The organism is Cellulomonas sp. URHB0016 (assembly GCF_054057935.1).
This window is the reverse complement of sequence record NZ_JBSRZU010000001.1, coordinates 1,887,666-1,905,327: the sequence shown is the minus strand read 5'-3', so window position 1 is coordinate 1,905,327 and position 17,662 is coordinate 1,887,666. Positions and strand designations below refer to the sequence as shown.

The following is a 17,662-nucleotide window of genomic DNA, read 5'->3' as shown; positions in this document are numbered from 1 at the left end:
CGTCCCCTCGGCCCCCCGACCGGATTGGGTGACGATGAACACAGCGGCGCGCGCCACGGGCATCGCCGCGCTCGTCCTGGTCCTCACCGCCGGGGCGTACGTCACGGCGGACGCGCACGACGTGGTGCCCGGTCCGCTGACGTTGGCGCCGACGGTCGCACCGGCCGCGCCGTTCCCGAGCGCACCCGGGGCGGTCACCCCCACGGACCCGGCCGCGGCGCTCCCCGCCCTGGACCCGCAGGCGCCCCTGCCGGCGTCCCCGGTCGTGCAGGGCATGGTCGACCGCCTGGTCGGCGACCCGCGTCTCGGCACGAGCGTGGGCGTCGTGGTCGCGGACCAGGTCACGGGTGAGGTCGTGGCGTCGCACGTGCCGGACCAGGGCCGCACGCCCGCGTCGACCGCGAAGCTCGTGACCGCCGTCGCCGCCCTCAGCACCCTCGGCGCCGACGTGACGATGCCGACCCGTACCGTCCGGGGTGCTCCCGACGAGGTCGTGCTGGTCGGGGGCGGCGACATGATGCTCGCCGCCGGCGAGGGCGACCCGGACGCGACCGTGGGTCACGCCGGGCTCGCGGACCTCGCCGCCCAGACGGCCAAGGGGCTCCAGCTCGCGGGCGTCGCGTCGGTGCGGCTGACGTTCGACGACTCCCTCTTCACGGGCCCGGCGATCAACCCGACGTGGAACCCGTCGGACGTCGCCGTCGGGTACGTCGCCCCGGTCACCGCGCTCGCCGTGGACACCGCCAAGATGAAGGACGGCGAGTACCCGCCACGGTGGCCCGACCCGTCCCTGGCCGCGGCGAAGACGTTCGCGCAGCGGCTGACGGAGGCGGGCATCGCCGTGACCGGCGCGCCCACCCGCGGCACCGCCCCGGAGGGCGCACAGCAGCTGGGCGAGGTCCGCTCGGCGCCGCTCGACCAGGTCGTGCACCACTTCCTCGACGAGTCCGACAACACCATCACCGAGGTCGTGTCCCGGCTCGTCGCGATCCACGAAGGGCTCCCGGCGAGCTCCGAGGGCGGTGCCCAGGCCGTGCTGCACGTGGCGCAGGTGCTGGGCGTGGACACCACAGGTGCCCACCTGTCCGACGCGTCCGGCCTCGGGGCGGGCTCGGTCCTCCCGCCCGACCTGCTGCTCGGCCTGCTGCGGCTCACCGCGGACCCCGCGCACCCGGCGCTGCGCGACGTGGCGACCGGCATGCCGATCGCGGGTCTCACCGGCACCCTGGCCGACCGGTACACCACGTCTCCCGCGCGCGGGCAGATCCGGGCGAAGACGGGCAGCCTGCCGCACGTCACGGCGCTGGCCGGGACCGTGCTCGACGTCGACGGCCGGCAGCTCGTGTTCGTCGTCCTCGCCGACGCCACGCCCGACGGCGGCCAGTGGGCACCGCGCCAGCTGATCGACGAGTTCGCGGCGTCGCTCGCGGCCTGCGGCTGCCGCTGACCTGCCGCACGCCGGCCGCACCGGCGGCACGGCAGCCCGACCGACGGACCGCGTCCACGAGCCCGGCGCCCGCGCTCCGTTGCGCCCACGGCGGACGACGGACCGCCTCGCCCACCGCCCGGTTACCGTGGCCCGATGGAGCACCTGGACGGATCGCCCGAAGGATCCCCCGAAGGATCGCCCGACGGACCGGTCGACTGGCCCGCGGCGGCCCGGATCGCCGGCCGGCTCGCGCAGCCAGGCCCGCGGGCGTCCCGCGACGAGCTCACCGCGCTGGTCGCGGAGCTGCGCGTGGCCGCGCGGCGAGCAGGAGGGCACGCGTCGCAGATCACGGGACTGACGGCGCTGGACGGCACGTCGCCCGACGAGATCTCCCGGGTGCTCGTCGTCGACCGTGCCCGCTGGGCGCAGGCCAACACGGAGATGTTCGCCGAGATGACCGGCCCGCTCGGCACCCGTTCGGACGGCACCCCGGTGCGGATCCCCCCGGGAGCGCGGTCCGCCGCCGCCGTGCAGGTCGGCGGGGTGCTCGCGCTCCTCGCCGGCAGGGTCCTCGGTCAGTTCGACCCGTTCACACCGTCCGCCGACGGCCGCGGCCGGCTGCTGCTGGTCGCGCCGAACGTGCTGCACCTCGAGCGCACCCTGGGCCTCGACCCGTCGGACTTCCGGCTCTGGGTGTCCCTGCACGAGCAGACCCACGCGTTGCAGTTCGCGGCCGCCCCGTGGCTGGCCACCCGGCTGCGTGAGCGTGCGGCCGACCTCGTGGGGGACCTGTCCGACGCGCTGCCCGGGGTCGACGGCTCCCGCGGCGACGCCGGCCCGAAGCTCGCCGACCTGGTGCAGGTGCTCAGCCGCGCCGTGTTCGGCCCCGAGGGATCCGTCAGCGTCCTGGACCTGCTCGGTCCGGGGCAGCGCGAGGTGTTCGAGGAGATCGGCGCGGTGATGGCGCTGCTCGAGGGGCACGCGGACGTCGCCATGGACGAGGTCGGACCGGGCGTGGTGCCGAGCCTGACGGAGATCCGCCGCAAGTTCGAGGCGAAGCGGGACCAGGGAGCGAGCTCCACGGGTTCGGAGCGGCTGCTCCGCAAGCTGCTCGGGCTGGACGTGAAGCTCGCGCAGTACCGCGACGGCGCGAAGTTCGTCCGCGCGGTCCGCAAGGACGTGGGGCTCGACGGCTTCAACGCGGTGTTCGCGGCACCGGAGAACCTGCCGACGGCGCGGGAGATCGCCGACCCCCGGGCGTGGACGCGCCGGGTGCACGGCTGACGTGCCGTCTCCCGACGCGCGCGGCGGGCACCGGTGAGCGGCCCGCACCCGAGCGTCGCGGCCGTCAGGTCGGCGGTGACGGCCGTCGTCGCCGACCTGCCTGACGGCGCCCTCGTGCTGGTCGCCTGCTCGGGCGGACCGGACTCGCTGGCGCTCGCGGCAGGTCTGGCGTTCGTCGCGGAACGGTCGCGCAGGGCCGCGGGCGCCGCGGTGGCCCACGCGGGCCACCCGACGGGTGCCGTGCCCGCCGGCCTGCCGCCGGTGCGGGCCGGTGCCGTGGTCGTCGACCACGGCCTGCAGCCCGGCTCGGCCTCGGCCGCTGCCGCAGCGGCCGAGGTGTGCCGCAGTCTGGGCCTCGACCCCGTGCTCGTGGTCCCGGTGCAGGTGACCGGGCCGGGCGGGCCCGAGGCGGCTGCCCGGGGCGCCCGATACGCGGCTCTCGAGCAGGCGGCGGCGACGACCGGCGCGGCCGCCGTGCTGCTCGGCCACACGCTCGACGACCAGGCGGAGACGGTCCTGCTCGGTCTCGCCCGCGGGTCGGGCGCCCGCTCGCTCGCGGGCATGCCGGCCGCACGCGGGCTGCTCCGGCGGCCTCTGCTGGGCCTGCGCCGCACGGACACGGTCGCCGTCTGCGACGCGCTGCACCTCGACCCCTGGCACGACCCGACGAACGCCGCCGGCCATCCTGCGGCCGGCGCTCGCGCGCAGGTCCGGGACCGGGTGCTGCCGGCGATGGAGGACGTGCTGGGCCCGGGCGTCGCGGCGGCGCTGGCGCGCACGGCCGAACAGCTCCGGGAGGACGCGGACGCGCTCGACGCGCTCGCCGCCGCGCTCGTCCGGGACGCGTCGCGCGTCGCGGCCGGCCAGGTCGCAGGGCCGCCCGCGCTAACGATCGCCGAGTCGACCGTGGGCCACGCCGCTGAGCCCGTCGAGCTCGACTGCGCCACGCTGGCCGCGGCCCCGGCCGCCGTGCGCCGACGGGCCCTGCGGAGCGCGGCCGTCGCCGCCGGCTGCCCGGCTGGTGCCCTGCGCCGCACGCACGTGCTCGCGCTCGACGCGCTGGTCGTCGGGTGGCGGGGACAGGGGCCTACGGCGCTGCCGGGAGGGCGGGTCGGCCGCCGCGCGTATGGCAGGCTTGCGCTGGGTCCTGGCCGCGAGGCGGCCCGGGACGACGAGCATCTCGGCGAGCTACAGGAGCGGTGACGGTGGACCCTGCGACGATGGGCGACGACCTCGAGCGGGTGCTCCTCACCGAGGCCCAGCTGCACGCCCGGCTCGACGAGATCGCGGCCCAGATCGACATCGACTACGCCGGCATGGACCTGTTGCTGGTGGGCGTCCTCAAGGGGGCCGTCATGGTGATGGCGGACCTCGCGCGGCGGCTGAACCACTCCGTGCAGATGGACTGGATGGCCGTGTCGTCCTACGGGTCGGGCACCAAGTCGTCGGGCGTGGTGCGGATCCTCAAGGACCTCGACGCCGATCTCACCGGCCGGCACGTGATCATCGTCGAGGACATCATCGACTCCGGTCTGACGCTGTCGTGGCTGCTGTCGAACCTGCGCTCGCGCGGCCCCGCGACGGTCGAGATCGCGACGATGCTGCGCAAGCCGGGCGCCTCCAAGGTCGACGTCGACGTCCGCTACGTCGGTTTCGACATCCCGAACGAGTTCGTCGTCGGGTACGGCCTGGACTACGCCGAGAAGTACCGGAACCTGCCGTTCGTCGGCACGCTGGCCCCCCACGTCTACGGTTCGTGACGCCCCCCGCCCGTGCGCGGGCGGGCTCTGCCCTCGGTGAACAACGTCGGGAACCGCAAGGAACACCGTGTAACTTCGAGGCCAGAAAGCCCTGCGACCGGAGGATGAGGGGCCTGGCCCCGACCGCCCATGAACCTCAAGCGTCTTGTCCGTGGTCCGTTCCTGTGGATCGCCGTCGCCGTCGTGCTCCTGTGGATCGGGGCGAGCGTGCTGACCTCCCCGAAGATCAGCCACATCGACACGTCCGACGGCCTCGAGCTCCTCGCCGGCGGCAAGGTCGAGCAGGCCAAGATCACCGAGGGCGAGCAGCGGGTCGACCTGACGCTCGCGGACGACTTCGTCAAGAACGACGACAACTACGGCAAGCTCGTCCAGTTCAACTACGTGGTGCCGCAGGGTGAGTCGGTCGTCGAGGCCGTCGCCGCCGCCGACCCGCCGAAGGGCTTCGACTCGTCGGTGCCGCAGACGGCCTGGTGGTCGAGCCTGCTGAGCCTGGTGCTCCCGTTCATCATCATCCTGGGCATCTTCTGGTTCCTCATGTCGTCCATGCAGGGCGGCGGCTCGCGCGTCATGAGCTTCGGCAAGTCGCGCGCCAAGCTGGTGAGCAAGGAGTCCCCGCAGGTCACGTTCGCGGACGTCGCGGGTGTGGACGAGGCGGTCGAGGAGCTCCAGGAGATCAAGGAGTTCCTCTCGGAGCCGGCCAAGTTCCAGGCCGTGGGCGCGAAGATCCCCAAGGGCGTGCTGCTGTACGGGCCTCCTGGCACGGGCAAGACGCTCATCGCCCGCGCGGTCGCCGGCGAGGCGGGCGTCCCGTTCTACTCCATCTCCGGGTCGGACTTCGTCGAGATGTTCGTCGGCGTCGGCGCGAGCCGAGTCCGTGACCTGTTCGAGCAGGCGAAGCAGAACGCGCCGGCCATCATCTTCGTCGACGAGATCGACGCCGTCGGCCGTCACCGTGGCGCCGGCCTGGGCGGCGGGCACGACGAGCGCGAGCAGACGCTCAACCAGATGCTCGTCGAGATGGACGGGTTCGACGTCAAGACCAACGTCATCATGATCGCGGCGACCAACCGTCCCGACATCCTCGACCCCGCGCTGCTGCGTCCCGGGCGCTTCGACCGCCAGGTCGCGGTGGAGCCGCCTGACCTCAAGGGCCGCGAGAAGATCCTGGCCGTCCACGCGCAGGGCAAGCCGATGGCGCCGCACGTGGATCTCACGGGTGTCGCCCGCCGCACGCCCGGCTTCACGGGCGCGGACCTGGCGAACGTGCTGAACGAGGCCGCGCTGCTGACCGCACGCATGAACGGGTCGATCATCGACGACCACATGCTCGACGAGGCCATCGACCGTGTGGTCGCCGGCCCGCAGAAGCGCACGCGCGTCATGAACATCAAGGAGCAGAAGATCACCGCGTACCACGAGGGCGGCCACGCCCTGGTGGCGGCGGCCCTGCGGTACACCGACCCGGTGACGAAGGTGACGATCCTGCCCCGCGGCCGGGCCCTCGGCTACACGATGGTCATGCCGACCGAGGACAAGTACTCGACCACCCGCAACGAGCTGCTCGACACCCTCGCGTACGCGATGGGCGGCCGGGTCGCCGAGGAGCTGGTGTTCCACGACCCCACCACGGGGGCGAGCAACGACATCGAGAAGGCGACCGCCACGGCGCGCAAGATGGTCACGCAGTTCGGCATGAGCAGCCGGCTCGGCGCCATCCGGTTCGGCCAGGCGGACGGCGAGGTGTTCCTCGGCCGGGACGTCGGCCACCAGCGCGACTACTCGGAGGACATCGCCGGGTCCATCGACCTCGAGGTGCGGGCGCTCATCGAGCACGCGCACGACGAGGCGTGGGAGATCCTCGTCGAGTACCGGGACGTGCTGGACCACCTGGTGCTCGAGCTGCTCGAGAAGGAGACGCTCAACGCCAAGCAGCTGGCCGAGATCTTCGAGCCGATCACCAAGCGCCCGCCGCGCCAGGTGTGGCTGTCGAGCGACCAGCGGAACGTCTCCGAGCGGCCGCCCGTGCAGACTCCCGCCGAGAAGGCTGCGAGCAACGGCCACGCGGTGATCCCCGAGGACGAGGCCGCGGAGGCGTTCGGCCACCCGACGGAGCAGACCGTGCAGGTGCCGCCGTCGCAGACCCCGGACGCGAGGGGCTGATCACGTGACGAGCACCGACGGTCATCGGACGTCCGTGGATCCGGTGACCTTCACCGGCCGTGCCGTCGCGCAGTACGACCCGGCACGCGTCGAGGCTGCCGTTCGCGAGCTCCTGATCGCCGTCGGCGAGAACCCGGACCGGGAAGGGCTCAAGGAGACACCGGCCCGCGTCGCGAGGTCGTACAAGGAGATCTTCGCGGGGTTGTACCAGGCGCCGGAGGACGTCCTCACCACGACGTTCGACATCGGGCACGAGGAGATGGTGCTGGTCAAGGACATCGAGGTGTACTCCACCTGCGAGCACCACCTCGTGCCCTTCCACGGCGTCGCGCACGTCGGCTACATTCCGGGTGCCGACGGCCGGATCACCGGGCTGAGCAAGCTCGCGCGGCTGGTCGACGTGTACGCCCGCCGGCCGCAGGTGCAGGAGCGGCTCACCTCGCAGATCGCCGACGCGCTGGTCGCGGGCCTGGCGCCGCGCGGCGTGCTGGTCGTCGTCGAGTGCGAGCACCTGTGCATGTCGATGCGCGGCGTGCGCAAGCCGGGTTCGAGGACGGTGACCTCGGCGGTCCGCGGTCAGATGCGCGACGTGGCGACGCGGGCCGAGGCGATGAGCCTCGTGCTGGGCCGTTGACGGGCGCACCGGAGACGGCGCGCACGCCCTAGGCTCGGCACCGTGATCCCCAGCGACGCCGTCGCACCGCCGGCCGGTCCGGCAGCGCTGCCTGTCTCGTTGCGCGCACCCGGACGGACGCTGGTCATGGGCGTCGTCAACGTCACGCCCGACTCGTTCTCGGACGGCGGCCGCTGGTTCGCTCCCGACGCCGCCGTCGCGCACGGGCTGGAGCTGCTGGCGCAGGGCGCCGACCTCCTCGACGTCGGTGGGGAGTCCACCCGCCCCGGCGCCCGGCGTGTGCCGGTCGAGGACGAGCTCACGCGGGTGATCCCCGTGGTCGCCCGGCTGACGGCCGCCGGCGCGGCGGTGAGCGTCGACACCACCCGTGCGCTCGTCGCGCACGCTGCCGTGGACGCCGGGGCGGTGCTGGTCAACGACGTGTCGGGCGGGCTGGCCGACGAGGCGATGGCCGGTGTGGTGGCGCGGACCGGTGCCGCCTACGTGGCGATGCACTGGCGCGGCCACGCGGGACGTCATGGACGAGCTCGACGACTACGACGACGTGGTGGTCGACGTGCGCCGCGAGCTCGCCGCACGGGTGGCCGCGCTGCGTGCCGCAGGGGTGCGCGACGAGCAGGTGGTGCTCGACCCCGGCCTCGGGTTCGCCAAGCCGGGAGCGAGCAACTGGCCGCTCCTGGCCCGGCTCCCCGAGCTGGTCGCCGACGGTTTCCCCGTGCTCGTCGGCGCGAGCCGCAAGCGCTTCCTCGGGCACCTGCTCGCCCGCCCCGACGGGGCGCCGGCGCCACCGCTCGCGCGGGACCGCGCCACCGCAGCCGTCACCGCCCTGGCGGCCGGCGCGGGCGCCTGGTGCGTGCGCGTCCACGAGGTGGCAGGCTCGGCCGACGCCGTGCGGGTCGCGGCGGCATGGCGTGCTGCCGGCAGGGACACCACTGCGGGCGCCGGCACGCGAGGAACAGGCGTCGACGGCGACGCGCGGGACGCACCGGACGACGACGAGATGCCCGTCGACGAGGACGCGACGACAGGACGGAGCTGGACGTGACGGTGCACGACGAGGCGCGGGGGATCGCGTTCGACGCGAGTGGTCGCCGGCTGGACCAGATCCGGCTGAGCGGCATCGCCGCGACCGGCTACCACGGCGTGTTCGAGCACGAGCGCCGCGACGGCCAGACGTTCGTCGCCGACGTCGTCGTGCACCTCGACACCCGGCGGGCGGCCGCGGGCGACGACCTCGCGCACACGCTGCACTACGGCGAGCTCGCGCAGCAGGTCGCGGACGTCCTCGCGGGCGACCCCGTGGACCTCATCGAGACGGTCGCCGAGCGGATCGCCGCGACGGTGCTGGCCGCGGGGATCGTGCAGGCCGTCGACGTCGCCGTGCACAAGCCGCAGGCACCCATCCCGGTCCCCTTCGGCGACGTGGTGGTCGCGATCCACCGGGACCGCGCGAAGCTCCCCGCGGCCGAGCCGTACGTGGCCCGCCCGGCCGCCAGCACCGCCTCCCGGCCGGTCTCGACGTCGACGGCGTCGTTCCCTGTCGCCCAGGGTGCGGCGCCGGCGGTCGCCGGCCCAGGCCCCGGCTCCACCCCGCCCGACGGTGGCGCCCTGGCGCCCTCCGGTCCCGTGACCGTCACCTCGGCCGCTGCGGACGTCCTGACCGGCGGGTCCACGGACGCGGCGGCAGGCGGCGCGGCGGGCGGAGCCGCTGCCCTGGGAGCCGGGACCGCAGCCGCAGCCGGCGCGGTCGGCACCGGACCCGCGGTCAGCCCGTGGTCGGTGCCGCCGCCCGCACAGATCGGGGCTGGCCCGGACGCCTTCGACGACGTCGTCGAGGGCGAGGTCCTCACCGACTCCCTCGACGAACCGCCGACCGCTCCGGTCGACGTGGTGCTCGCCGTGGGCGCGAACATCGGCGCGGCGCAGGACACCTTGCGCCAGGCGGTCTCCGACCTCGCCGGGACGCCGGGCCTGGAGGTGGTCGACGTGTCGCCGCTCGCCCGGACCTCACCGGTCGGCGGACCGGACCAGCCCGACTTCCTGAACGCGGTCGTGCTCGCCCGCACCACGCTGTCCCCGCGTGACCTGCTGCGTGCCACGCAGGCCGTCGAGCGGGAGCACGGCCGGGAGCGGCACGAGCACTGGGGCCCGCGGACGCTCGACGTCGACATCGTCGTCTACGGCACGGTGCTCGCGACGTCCGACGACCTCGAGCTGCCGCATCCCCGGGCCCACGAGCGGGCCTTCGTGCTCGAGCCGTGGGCGCAGGTGGACCCGCACGCCGTGCTGCCGGGACTCGGCGGCGGCCCGGTGGCGGCGCTGGCCGCGACGGCCCCCGACCGCGACGGCGTCCGGTGGCTGGCGCTCGACTGGCTGACCGCCGCCGTGCCCGCCGCGAACCCTGCCCCGGCCGCCGGCGGGGAGCAGCCGGATCCCGGGCCTCCGGCTCCCGCCCCGTGATGCAGCGCACCCGCTGGCAGACGCTCCTTCTCATCGCCGTCGCGGTGGCGGCCGCCACGTGGGCGGTCTTCGGTGCCCTCCTGCGCCGAGGTGCCACCCTCCCCACGGTGCCGGTCCTCGTGGTCGTCGTGGAGGTGGTCATCGCCGGCACGGTGTTCGCGCTCGGGTGGGCGGTCCGGCAGTTCCTGCAGGGCAAGCGACCGTCGCTGGATCCCCTGCGCGCGGCCCGCACCGCCATGCTGGCGAAGGCCGCCTGCTACACGGGTGCGCTGCTGCTGGGCTGGTACGCGGGCCAGCTGCTCGCGGTCCTGGGGTGGCTCGAGATCCCCGCGAACGGCCAGCGGGCGCTCGCCGCGGGCATCGCTGCCGCGGGTGCGCTGCTGCTCGCCGTCGTCGGGCTGGTCGTCGAGGCCTTCTGCAGGATCCCGCCGCCCTCGGACGACGCTCCCGTGCCGCAGCAGGACGTCAGCCCGGACCCCAGCACGCTCTGACCCGCCGCGTCCAGATCTGGCGGCTCGGCGCCGGGCCGGACGCTAGGGGCGGGCTCCCAGGTGGACGGCGCGCAGCGGGCGGACGTCGACCGCGTCCATCCCCGCCGCCGCCGCGGCGTCGAGCCCTTCGCTGCTGTCCTCCAGCACGAGGCAGGCGCGGGGCGGGAGACCGAGGCGGTCCGCGGCGAGCAGGAAGATCTCCGGGGACGGCTTGCCCGCCGACACGTCGTCGCGGGTGACGACGACGTCGAGCAGCGGTCGCAGGCCCAGCGCGTCGATGGTCGGCAGGACGGTCGCCCGCTGGCCGCCGGTGGCGAGCGCCGACCGGTGCGTCCCCCGGGTCGCTCGGAGCAGGTCCGCGACCGGTGCGATCTCACGCACCTCGTGGGTTCGTCGCAGGTACGCCTCGTTGCGGGCGCCCGTCACGGCCTCGACGTCCAGGTCCGCCCCGGTGAGCTCCGCGAGCAGCAGGACGAGCTCGCCCGTCGACACACCCGTGCGGGCGTCGAACCATGCCTGGTCGAGCGGCACGCCCGCGGGGGCGAGGGCGTCGGCCAGCGCCCGGAAGTTGACCGCCTGGCTGTCGACGAGCGTCCCGTCGTGGTCGACGAGCAGAGCTCGGTGCCGCTCGGACGGCCCGAGATCGGCCACCGTCCGCGCCACGGTCCGTGTGGCCGTCCGAGCCGCTGTCCGAGCCGCTGTTCGTGCCGCCGTCGGAGCAGCCGTTCGTGCCGTACCTGGTCCTGCCGTGCCCGTCACCACGCCGCCTCTGCCTCGCGCCCGCCTCCGACCCCGCCGGGCTGTCCCGCCGGGCTGTTACGCCGGCTGTCCGCCCAGGCCCGCACCGCCCGCCGGACGGTGCGCGGTGACCACCCTAGGACTCCTCCTGTGCCACGCCGCGCCGCTGCTCACGACGGGGCCGCTGCTCACGACAGGGCAGGCGGAACCCGGCCCGGTGCGAGGATGTGTCCCATGACCTCTGACGCCACGGTGCCGACGGTTGACGGCCTGCGCGACCCGTTCGCCCCGCTCGACGTCGCGTGGACCCCGGTGTCGACACGGCTCGCCCGCGCACGGCTGACGTTGCTGGTCCTGTGGTTCGGGCCGCTCGTCCTGGCGGGGGTCGCGGTCGCGGTGGTGACGGGCGAGCCGTGGGTGTGGCTGTGGCCGGGCGTCCTGGCGGCGCTCGCGGTGTGGCAGGCGTGGCTGATCCCGCGGCAGGTGCGGGCGATGGCGTACGCCGAGCGGGCGGACGACCTGTTGATCCGCCGGGGCATCCTGTACCGCAGCCTCGTCGTGGTGCCGTACGGGCGGATGCAGTACGTCGACGTGACGGCAGGGCCGCTGGCGCGACGGTTCCGCATCGCGTCGGTGCAGCTGCACACGGCGTCGCCCGGCACGGGCGCGTCGATCGAGGGGCTGCCGCCGCAGGAGGCGGCCCGGCTGCGCGACCGGCTCGCGTCCCGCGGTGAGTCGCGGCTGGCGGGCCTGTGAGCCGCAGCACCCCGCAGGAGGGGGACCAGGACCTCGTGGACGAGAGCGTGCCGGCCGGTGCGTGGCGCCGCATGCACCCGGTCACGCCCGCCCTCAAGGGGTGGAAGATCTTCGTGGGCGTGCTGCTGGTCGTCGGCTACCAGGTCACCGACAACCTGCAGCAGGCGTCGGACCTGCTGGAGGGCCGTGGGTGGCTCATCGTCGTGGGCGTCCTGGCGCTGGTCGCGGTCGTCGGGTTCGGGTACTCCGCGGCCGCGTGGCGGATGACGCGGTTCGCCGTGACCGACGACGCGGTGCACCTGCGGACCGGGATCCTGTTCCGACAGCAGCGGCAGGCGCGTCTGGACCGCCTGCAGGCGGTCGACGTGGTGCAGCCGCTGCTGGCCCGGCTCGTCGGGCTGTCGGAGCTCAAGCTGGAGGTGGCCGGCGGCACCGGGTCCGCCGTGTCCCTCGCATTCCTCCGGGAGGGCGACGCCGACGCGCTCCGTGCCGAGCTGCTCGCCCTGGCCGCAGGTCTGCGCCGGCCCGCCGCGGCACCGGCACCGGGTGCGGCGACGCCCGACGCCTCGTCGGACCTGCAGCCCGGTGCCGGGCCGGCCGTCGCGCCGCCCGTCGCGTTCGAGGCTGCGCCCGAGCACCAGGTGTACGAGGTGCCCATGGTCCGGCTCGTGCTCAGCACCATCCAGTCCTCGGCGACCGTGGCCCTGGTCGTCGCGGTGACGGTCGCCGTGGTGACCGCCGTGATCTCCCGGCAGGTCGGGGCGGCGTTCTTCGTGATCCCGATGCTGTTCGGCATCGGCGGCTTCCTGTGGTCGCGCATCAACCAGGGGGCGAGCTTCCGGGCGGCCACGTCGCCCGACGGGATCCGTCTGCGGCACGGGTTCACCGAGTCCCGCGCGCAGACGGTGCCGCCCGGCCGGGTGCAGGCCATCCGGATCAGCCAGGGGCTGTGGTGGCGCTGGTCGGGATGGTGGCGCGTCGAGATCAACGTGGCCGGGTACGGGGTCGGCAAGCAGCAGCTGCAGGACACGGTGCTGCACCCGGTCGCCACGCAGGACGAGGTCATGACGGCGGTGTGGCTCGTGCTGCCGGACCTGGGCGTCGGCGACGTGCGACCGGTGTACGACGCGGCCCTGACGGGTACGGGCGACGACGGGGGGTTCACGTCCGCGCCGCGCGCCGCCCGCTGGGTGGACCCGGTGGGCTGGCGTCGGCACGGCGTGCTCGTCACGCAGCGCGCGCTCATCACCCGGTCGGGCCGGCTGCGGCGGCAGGTCGACATCGTGCCGCACGAGCGGACGCAGTCGCTCGGGCTCCAGGAGGGACCGCTGCAGCGCCGGCTCGGCCTGGCGTCGTTCGTGGTGCACTCGACCCCCGGGCCGGTGCGGCCCGCCGTGGCGCACCTCGCCGCCGCGACGGCCGCCGCGCTGCTCGACGAGCAGGCGGAGCGGGCGCGCACGGCCCGTGCCGAGGACCGGTCCGAGCTGTGGATGCGGCAGTCCGTCGACGTGGTGCCGCCGGCCGCCGCAGGTCCGGCGGCCCCGACTGTCACCGCCGCGCCCGGGGACCCGACAGCGTGAGCCCGGCGCAGGTCCCGGGCGGTCCGTCCGCCCGCCCGGGGCGCCTCGGTGTGGGTGTGGTGGGTGCGGGCCGGGTCGGTGCGGTGCTCGGCAGCGCCCTGCGCGGCGCAGGGCACCCGGTGGTCGCGCTGAGCGCGGTCTCCGAGGCGTCCCGGGAGCGTGCCGAGGCGCTCCTGCCGGGCGTGCCGGTGCTGGACGTCCCGGAGGTGGTCCGGCGCGCGGAGCTGGTGCTGCTCGCGGTGCCCGACGACTCGCTCGCGAGCCTCGTCGCCGGCCTCGCCGAGGTGGGCGCGTGGCAGGCCGGGCAGATCGTGGTGCACACGTCCGGCCGGTTCGGCACGGACGTGCTGGCCCCGGCCAGGCCCGCGGGGGTCATCCCGCTCGCGGTGCACCCGGCGATGACGTTCACGGGCACGTCGCTCGACCTGGCCCGCCTCGCCGGCTGCTCGTTCGCGGTGACGGGACCGGCGCCCGTGCTGCCGATCGGGCAGGCCCTCGTCGTCGAGATCGGCGGGGAGCCGGTGGTGCTGTCGGAGACGGCGAGGGGGCTCTACCACGCGGCCCTGGCGCACGGCGCGAACCACCTGGTGGTGCTCGTCGCCCAGGCCGCCGCCGCCCTGGCGGCCGCGGGGGTGGAGGACCCGGGACGCATGCTGGCGCCACTGCTGGAGGCCGCGCTCGACGGCGCGCTCCGCGCCGAGCAGCCGGGGGACGCCGGTGAGCGCGGGCCGGGCGCGATCACCGCGCTCACCGGGCCCGTGCGTCGCGGCGACGCGGGGACGGTGCGGGAGCACGCCGAGGCGTTGACCACGTTCGCCGCCGCGAGCGGGGCGGTGGACGTGCCCGCGGGGTACCGTGCCCTGGCGCGCTCGGCCACGCAGCGCGCGCTCGCGGCGGGGCTGATCGTCCCGGCGCAGGCCACGGAGCTGCTGGACGCGGTCGCGGGCATGCCCGGCGGCCCGGGATCGTTGCAGCCAGAGGACGACCCCGGCCACCAGCCACCCGGGGTGGACGACGGGCCGGCCGGCCCGCAGGAGGATGCATGACCGACATGCCGACGCTCGTCCGCACGCGCGACGAGCTCGCGGCCGTGCTGCGGGCGGACGACGCCCGTGCCCGCGAGCAGCGGACGGGCACCCGCCGGTACCGGCGGGCCGTCGTGATGACGATGGGCGCCCTGCACCAAGGCCACCTGTCGCTCGTCGAGCAGGCGAGGGCGCTCGCGGACACCGTGGTGGTGACGATCTTCGTCAACCCCCTGCAGTTCGCACCGACCGAGGACCTGTCGCGCTACCCCCGGGACCTGGACGGCGACGTGCGGCTGCTCACGGCGCCGGGACTGCTGCGCGCGGGGGACGCGGTGTTCGCGCCGACGCCGGACGTCGTCTATCCCGACGGCGACCCCGTGGTGCGGGTCTCGGCGGGGTCGATCGGGGACGTACTCGAGGGGGCCGCCAGGCCGGGGCACCTCGACGGCGTGCTCACGGTCGTGGCCAAGCTGATGCACCTGACCCGTCCGGACGTGGCGCTGTTCGGCGAGAAGGACGCGCAGCAGCTCGCGGCCGTCCGCCGGATGGTGCGGGACCTGGACGTGCCGGTGGACGTGGTCGGTGCGCCGCTGGTGCGGGACGCCGACGGGTTGGCGCTGTCGAGCCGCAACGCGTACCTCACGCCCGACGAGCGCGCCCGCGCCCTGGGCCTGTCCCACGCGCTGCGGGCGGCGCTCGACCGTGCGGCATCGGGCGCCGACGCGCACGACGTCCGTGCCGCGGCCGGCGCCGAGCTCGCCGCGTCGGGGGTCGACGCGGTCGACTACGTGGCGCTCGTCGACCCGGCCACCTTCGAGGACGTGCCGGACGGCGCGGTGGGCGACGTGCTCCTGCTGCTCGCCGCGCGCGTCGGGTCGACCCGCCTGATCGACAACACCGCACTCACGCTGACGCCACGGGTGACCGGCGTCGGCGCCGGCACCGCCTCGGAAGGAGCCCGCGCATGACGACCCTGCAGCGGACCATGATGACCGGCAAGATCCATCGCGCCACGGTGACCCAGGCGGACCTGCACTACGTCGGGTCGATCACCGTCGACGCGGACCTGCTCGCGGCGGCGGACCTGCTGCCCGGCCAGCAGGTCGACGTGGTCGACGTGACGAACGGCGCCCGGCTGACCACGTACGCGATCGCGGGCGCGGCCGGGTCGGGGCAGGTCTGCATCAACGGGGCCGCGGCGCACCTGGTGCACCCCGGGGACCTCGTCATCCTGATCGCGTACGGCGTGATGTCGGACGCGGAGGCCCGGACGTACTCGCCGCACGTGGTGCTCGTCGACGGCCGCAACCGCATCGTCGGGCTGTGCGACGACCCCGGCCAGGTTCCCGACGAGTGGACCGAGCGGTCCGGCCTGAGGTCGAGCGGCGTGCCGTTCGCGGAGGGCAGGGACCTCGTCGAGCACCCCCACGACCTGCACCTGCAGCAGCGGTGACGGCCGCGCGGATGACGACGGCGGTGCTGCGCGACCCGGCGCTCACGGCGGTGCTTCCCCCGGCCGGCCCGACGACCGGCCCGACGACCGGCCCGACGACCGGCCCGACGGCAGGCCCGACGGCAGGCCTGACGACCCGGCTGGCGACCCGCCTGGCCGCCCCGGAGCCGGGCTGGACCGTCGAGGCGGACGCGGTGGTGGTGGGCTCGGGGATCGCCGGGCTCACGGCGGCCCTGGAGCTGCGCACCCGCGTGCCCCGTGTCCTGCTCGTCACCAAGGACGCGCTGGTCTCGGGGTCCACGGTGTGGGCGCAGGGCGGCATCGCCGCGGCGCTCGACCCGACGGACTCTCCCGAGGCGCACCTGCAGGACACGCTCGTCGCCGGTGTCGGGCTCTGCGACCCCCGGGCCGTCGAGGTGCTCGTCACGGAGGGTCCGGCACGGGTGCGGGAGCTGGTGGCGCGCGGTGCGCGGTTCGACCGGGCGCCCGACGGCGCGATCTCGCTGACCCGTGAGGGCGGCCACCACGCGGACCGGATCGCCCACGCAGGAGGCGACGCGACGGGCGCGGAGATCTCCCGCGCGCTCGTGGCGCAGATCGAGGCGGTGCGCGACGACCCGGGCATCGAGGTCATCGAGCACGCGCTCGTGCTCGACGTGCTCACCGGGCCGCCCGGCCCCGACGGGCGCCCCGGTGCCGCGTGCGGCGTGACGCTGCACGTGATCGGCGAGGGGCAGCGCGACGGTGTCGGTGCGGCGCTCGGCCGGGCGGTGGTGCTCGCGACGGGCGGCATCGGCCAGGTGTTCCGCTCGTCCACGAACCCGGCGCAGGCCACCGGCGACGGCATCGCCGCGGCGCTGCGCGCGGGGGCGACGCTCGGGGACGTGGAGTTCGTGCAGTTCCACCCCACCGTCCTGTGGGCGGGGTCGGGCGCGCGGGGCCAGCTCACCCTGGTTTCGGAGGCCGTCCGCGGCGAGGGCGCGATCCTGCTCGACACGGACGGCGTGCGGTTCATGCCGGCGGTGCACCCGATGGCGGAGCTCGCGCCCCGGGACGTCGTCGCGCACGCGATCGTGCGTCAGCTGGCCGCCACCGGCGCGGAGCACGTGTGGCTCGACGCGCGCCACCTGGGCGCCGACTTCCTGCGCAAGCGGTTCCCCACGATCCACGAGCGGCTGCTCGACCACGGCATCGACCTCACGACCGACCTGGTCCCGGTGGCACCGGCGCAGCACTACCACTCGGGCGGCGTCGTGACCGACCTGGTCGGCCGCTCGTCGCTGCGGGGCCTGTACGCGGTCGGCGAGGTGGCGTGCACCGGGGTGCACGGCGCGAACCGGCTCGCGTCGAACTCGCTGCTCGAGGGCCTGGTGTTCGCGACCAGGGCGGCCCGGCACATCGCGTCGCAGGTGCAGGGCGGCGTGCTGCGTCAGTCCGAGCCCGTGCAGCGACCCGGTGACGAGGCGCTCGTGGCGGCGGCGTCCCGGGCCCGGGTGCAGCGGATCGCGTCCGACGGCCCCGGCGTGCTGCGGTCCGGAGAGGGCCTGGCGCGGGCGCGGGCGGCGCTGGCCGCGGTGCCGACGGACGCCCACGAGCGGCTCGACGACGGCCGGCTGCTCGCCGTCCCGCAGGTCGCGGAGTGGGAGACCACCAACGTGCACGCCGTCGCGACGGTCCTCACGGCCACGGCGCTCACCCGGGAGGAGAGCCGTGGCGGGCACGCGCGGTCCGACTTCCCCGCGACCGATCCGCGTTGGCAGGTGCGGCTGGAGGTGGCGCTCGAGGGCGACGGGACGGTGGCGACCCGGCGCTCGGAGTCGACGCTGCGGTGACCCGCTCCGGCCCTGGCGCGAGATGCGCCCGGGCCGTCCGGCGCGGCAGACGGG

At 75.3% G+C, this 17,662-nt stretch carries 15 protein-coding genes and 1 pseudogene; 15 read left to right on the top strand and 1 reads right to left on the bottom strand.

Going from position 1 to position 17,662, the window contains the following annotated elements:
• Positions 1-34 precede the first annotated feature (34 nt).
• The 9 genes and pseudogenes from dacB (at position 35) to ACVW07_RS08795 (ending at position 10,221) form a co-directional block, all read left to right on the top strand.
• Entirely contained in the window at positions 35-1,447 is a 1,413-nt protein-coding gene (gene dacB, locus ACVW07_RS08835) for a D-alanyl-D-alanine carboxypeptidase/D-alanyl-D-alanine endopeptidase (protein WP_456818877.1), read from the top strand.
• 135 nt (positions 1,448-1,582) lie between these two features.
• Entirely contained in the window at positions 1,583-2,713 is a 1,131-nt protein-coding gene (locus ACVW07_RS08830; RefSeq protein ID WP_456818876.1) for a zinc-dependent metalloprotease, read from the top strand.
• Between the two features lie 33 nt (positions 2,714-2,746).
• Positions 2,747-3,916, top strand: a complete 1,170-nt coding sequence (gene tilS, locus ACVW07_RS08825) for a tRNA lysidine(34) synthetase TilS (protein WP_456818875.1) — start codon at positions 2,747-2,749, stop codon at positions 3,914-3,916.
• Between the two features lie 17 nt (positions 3,917-3,933).
• Positions 3,934-4,473, top strand: coding sequence for a hypoxanthine phosphoribosyltransferase (hpt, locus tag ACVW07_RS08820; RefSeq protein WP_456818874.1), 540 nt, complete (start codon positions 3,934-3,936; stop codon positions 4,471-4,473).
• Between the two features lie 129 nt (positions 4,474-4,602).
• Entirely contained in the window at positions 4,603-6,636 is a 2,034-nt protein-coding gene (gene ftsH / locus ACVW07_RS08815; protein WP_456818873.1) for an ATP-dependent zinc metalloprotease FtsH, read from the top strand.
• Positions 6,637-6,670: 34 nt separating this feature from the next.
• Positions 6,671-7,270 (top strand): GTP cyclohydrolase I FolE, encoded by a 600-nt coding sequence (gene folE / locus ACVW07_RS08810; RefSeq protein ID WP_456818872.1) that lies wholly within the window; start codon positions 6,671-6,673, stop codon positions 7,268-7,270.
• Positions 7,271-7,396: 126 nt separating this feature from the next.
• Positions 7,397-8,315 (top strand): annotated as a pseudogene (folP, locus tag ACVW07_RS08805) (dihydropteroate synthase).
• A complete protein-coding gene (folK, locus tag ACVW07_RS08800; protein ID WP_456818871.1) occupies positions 8,312-9,730 on the top strand; it encodes a 2-amino-4-hydroxy-6-hydroxymethyldihydropteridine diphosphokinase in 1,419 nt (472 codons plus the stop codon). Before folP ends, folK begins: the two are co-directional and overlap by 4 nt.
• Positions 9,730-10,221 carry a DUF3180 domain-containing protein gene (locus ACVW07_RS08795; RefSeq protein WP_456818870.1) on the top strand — a complete coding sequence of 164 codons (492 nt, stop codon included), beginning with the start codon at positions 9,730-9,732 and terminating at the stop codon, positions 10,219-10,221. The genes folK and ACVW07_RS08795 overlap by 1 nt, the downstream gene beginning before the upstream one ends.
• 42 nt (positions 10,222-10,263) lie before the next feature.
• On the opposite strand, the gene ACVW07_RS08790 is transcribed toward ACVW07_RS08795, so the two are convergent.
• Positions 10,264-10,872: an HAD family hydrolase gene (locus ACVW07_RS08790; protein ID WP_456818869.1), complete on the bottom strand. Its 609-nt coding sequence runs from the start codon at positions 10,870-10,872 to the stop codon at positions 10,264-10,266.
• 321 nt (positions 10,873-11,193) lie between these two features.
• Between ACVW07_RS08790 and ACVW07_RS08785 the strand changes: the two genes are divergently transcribed.
• Genes ACVW07_RS08785 through ACVW07_RS08760 form a run of 6 tightly spaced genes read left to right on the top strand, consistent with a single transcriptional unit; the run spans position 11,194 to position 17,608 of the window.
• Complete coding sequence (locus tag ACVW07_RS08785) at positions 11,194-11,715, top strand: PH domain-containing protein (protein WP_456818868.1); 522 nt, start codon at positions 11,194-11,196, stop codon at positions 11,713-11,715.
• On the top strand, positions 11,712-13,295 hold the full coding sequence (locus ACVW07_RS08780) for a PH domain-containing protein (RefSeq protein ID WP_456818867.1): 1,584 nt from the start codon (positions 11,712-11,714) through the stop codon (positions 13,293-13,295). Before ACVW07_RS08785 ends, ACVW07_RS08780 begins: the two co-directional genes overlap by 4 nt.
• Positions 13,292-14,341: a Rossmann-like and DUF2520 domain-containing protein gene (locus ACVW07_RS08775; RefSeq protein WP_456818866.1), complete on the top strand. Its 1,050-nt coding sequence runs from the start codon at positions 13,292-13,294 to the stop codon at positions 14,339-14,341. Before ACVW07_RS08780 ends, ACVW07_RS08775 begins: the two co-directional genes overlap by 4 nt.
• Positions 14,338-15,291 (top strand): pantoate--beta-alanine ligase, encoded by a 954-nt coding sequence (gene panC / locus ACVW07_RS08770; RefSeq protein WP_456818865.1) that lies wholly within the window; start codon positions 14,338-14,340, stop codon positions 15,289-15,291. The genes ACVW07_RS08775 and panC overlap by 4 nt, the downstream gene beginning before the upstream one ends.
• Positions 15,288-15,776: an aspartate 1-decarboxylase gene (gene panD, locus ACVW07_RS08765; RefSeq protein WP_456818864.1), complete on the top strand. Its 489-nt coding sequence runs from the start codon at positions 15,288-15,290 to the stop codon at positions 15,774-15,776. The genes panC and panD overlap by 4 nt, the downstream gene beginning before the upstream one ends.
• Before the next feature lie 11 nt (positions 15,777-15,787).
• A complete protein-coding gene (locus tag ACVW07_RS08760) occupies positions 15,788-17,608 on the top strand; it encodes an L-aspartate oxidase (protein WP_456818863.1) in 1,821 nt (606 codons plus the stop codon).
• The last annotated feature ends 54 nt before the right edge of the window (positions 17,609-17,662 follow it).

Bases quoted from the DNA above. Each gene is read 5' to 3' on its own strand.
- panC (WP_456818865.1), top strand. From the start codon at position 14,338: ATGACCGACATGCCGACGCTCGTCCGCACGCGCGACGAGCTCGCGGCC.
- ACVW07_RS08785 (WP_456818868.1), top strand. From the start codon at position 11,194: ATGACCTCTGACGCCACGGTGCCGACGGTTGACGGCCTGCGCGACCCG.
- ACVW07_RS08795 (WP_456818870.1), top strand. From the start codon at position 9,730: ATGCAGCGCACCCGCTGGCAGACGCTCCTTCTCATCGCCGTCGCGGTG.
- ftsH (WP_456818873.1), top strand. From the start codon at position 4,603: ATGAACCTCAAGCGTCTTGTCCGTGGTCCGTTCCTGTGGATCGCCGTC.
- panD (WP_456818864.1), top strand. From the start codon at position 15,288: ATGACGACCCTGCAGCGGACCATGATGACCGGCAAGATCCATCGCGCC.
- hpt (WP_456818874.1), top strand. From the start codon at position 3,934: ATGGGCGACGACCTCGAGCGGGTGCTCCTCACCGAGGCCCAGCTGCAC.
- ACVW07_RS08760 (WP_456818863.1), top strand. From the start codon at position 15,788: ATGACGACGGCGGTGCTGCGCGACCCGGCGCTCACGGCGGTGCTTCCC.
- dacB (WP_456818877.1), top strand. From the start codon at position 35: ATGAACACAGCGGCGCGCGCCACGGGCATCGCCGCGCTCGTCCTGGTC.
- ACVW07_RS08830 (WP_456818876.1), top strand. From the start codon at position 1,583: ATGGAGCACCTGGACGGATCGCCCGAAGGATCCCCCGAAGGATCGCCC.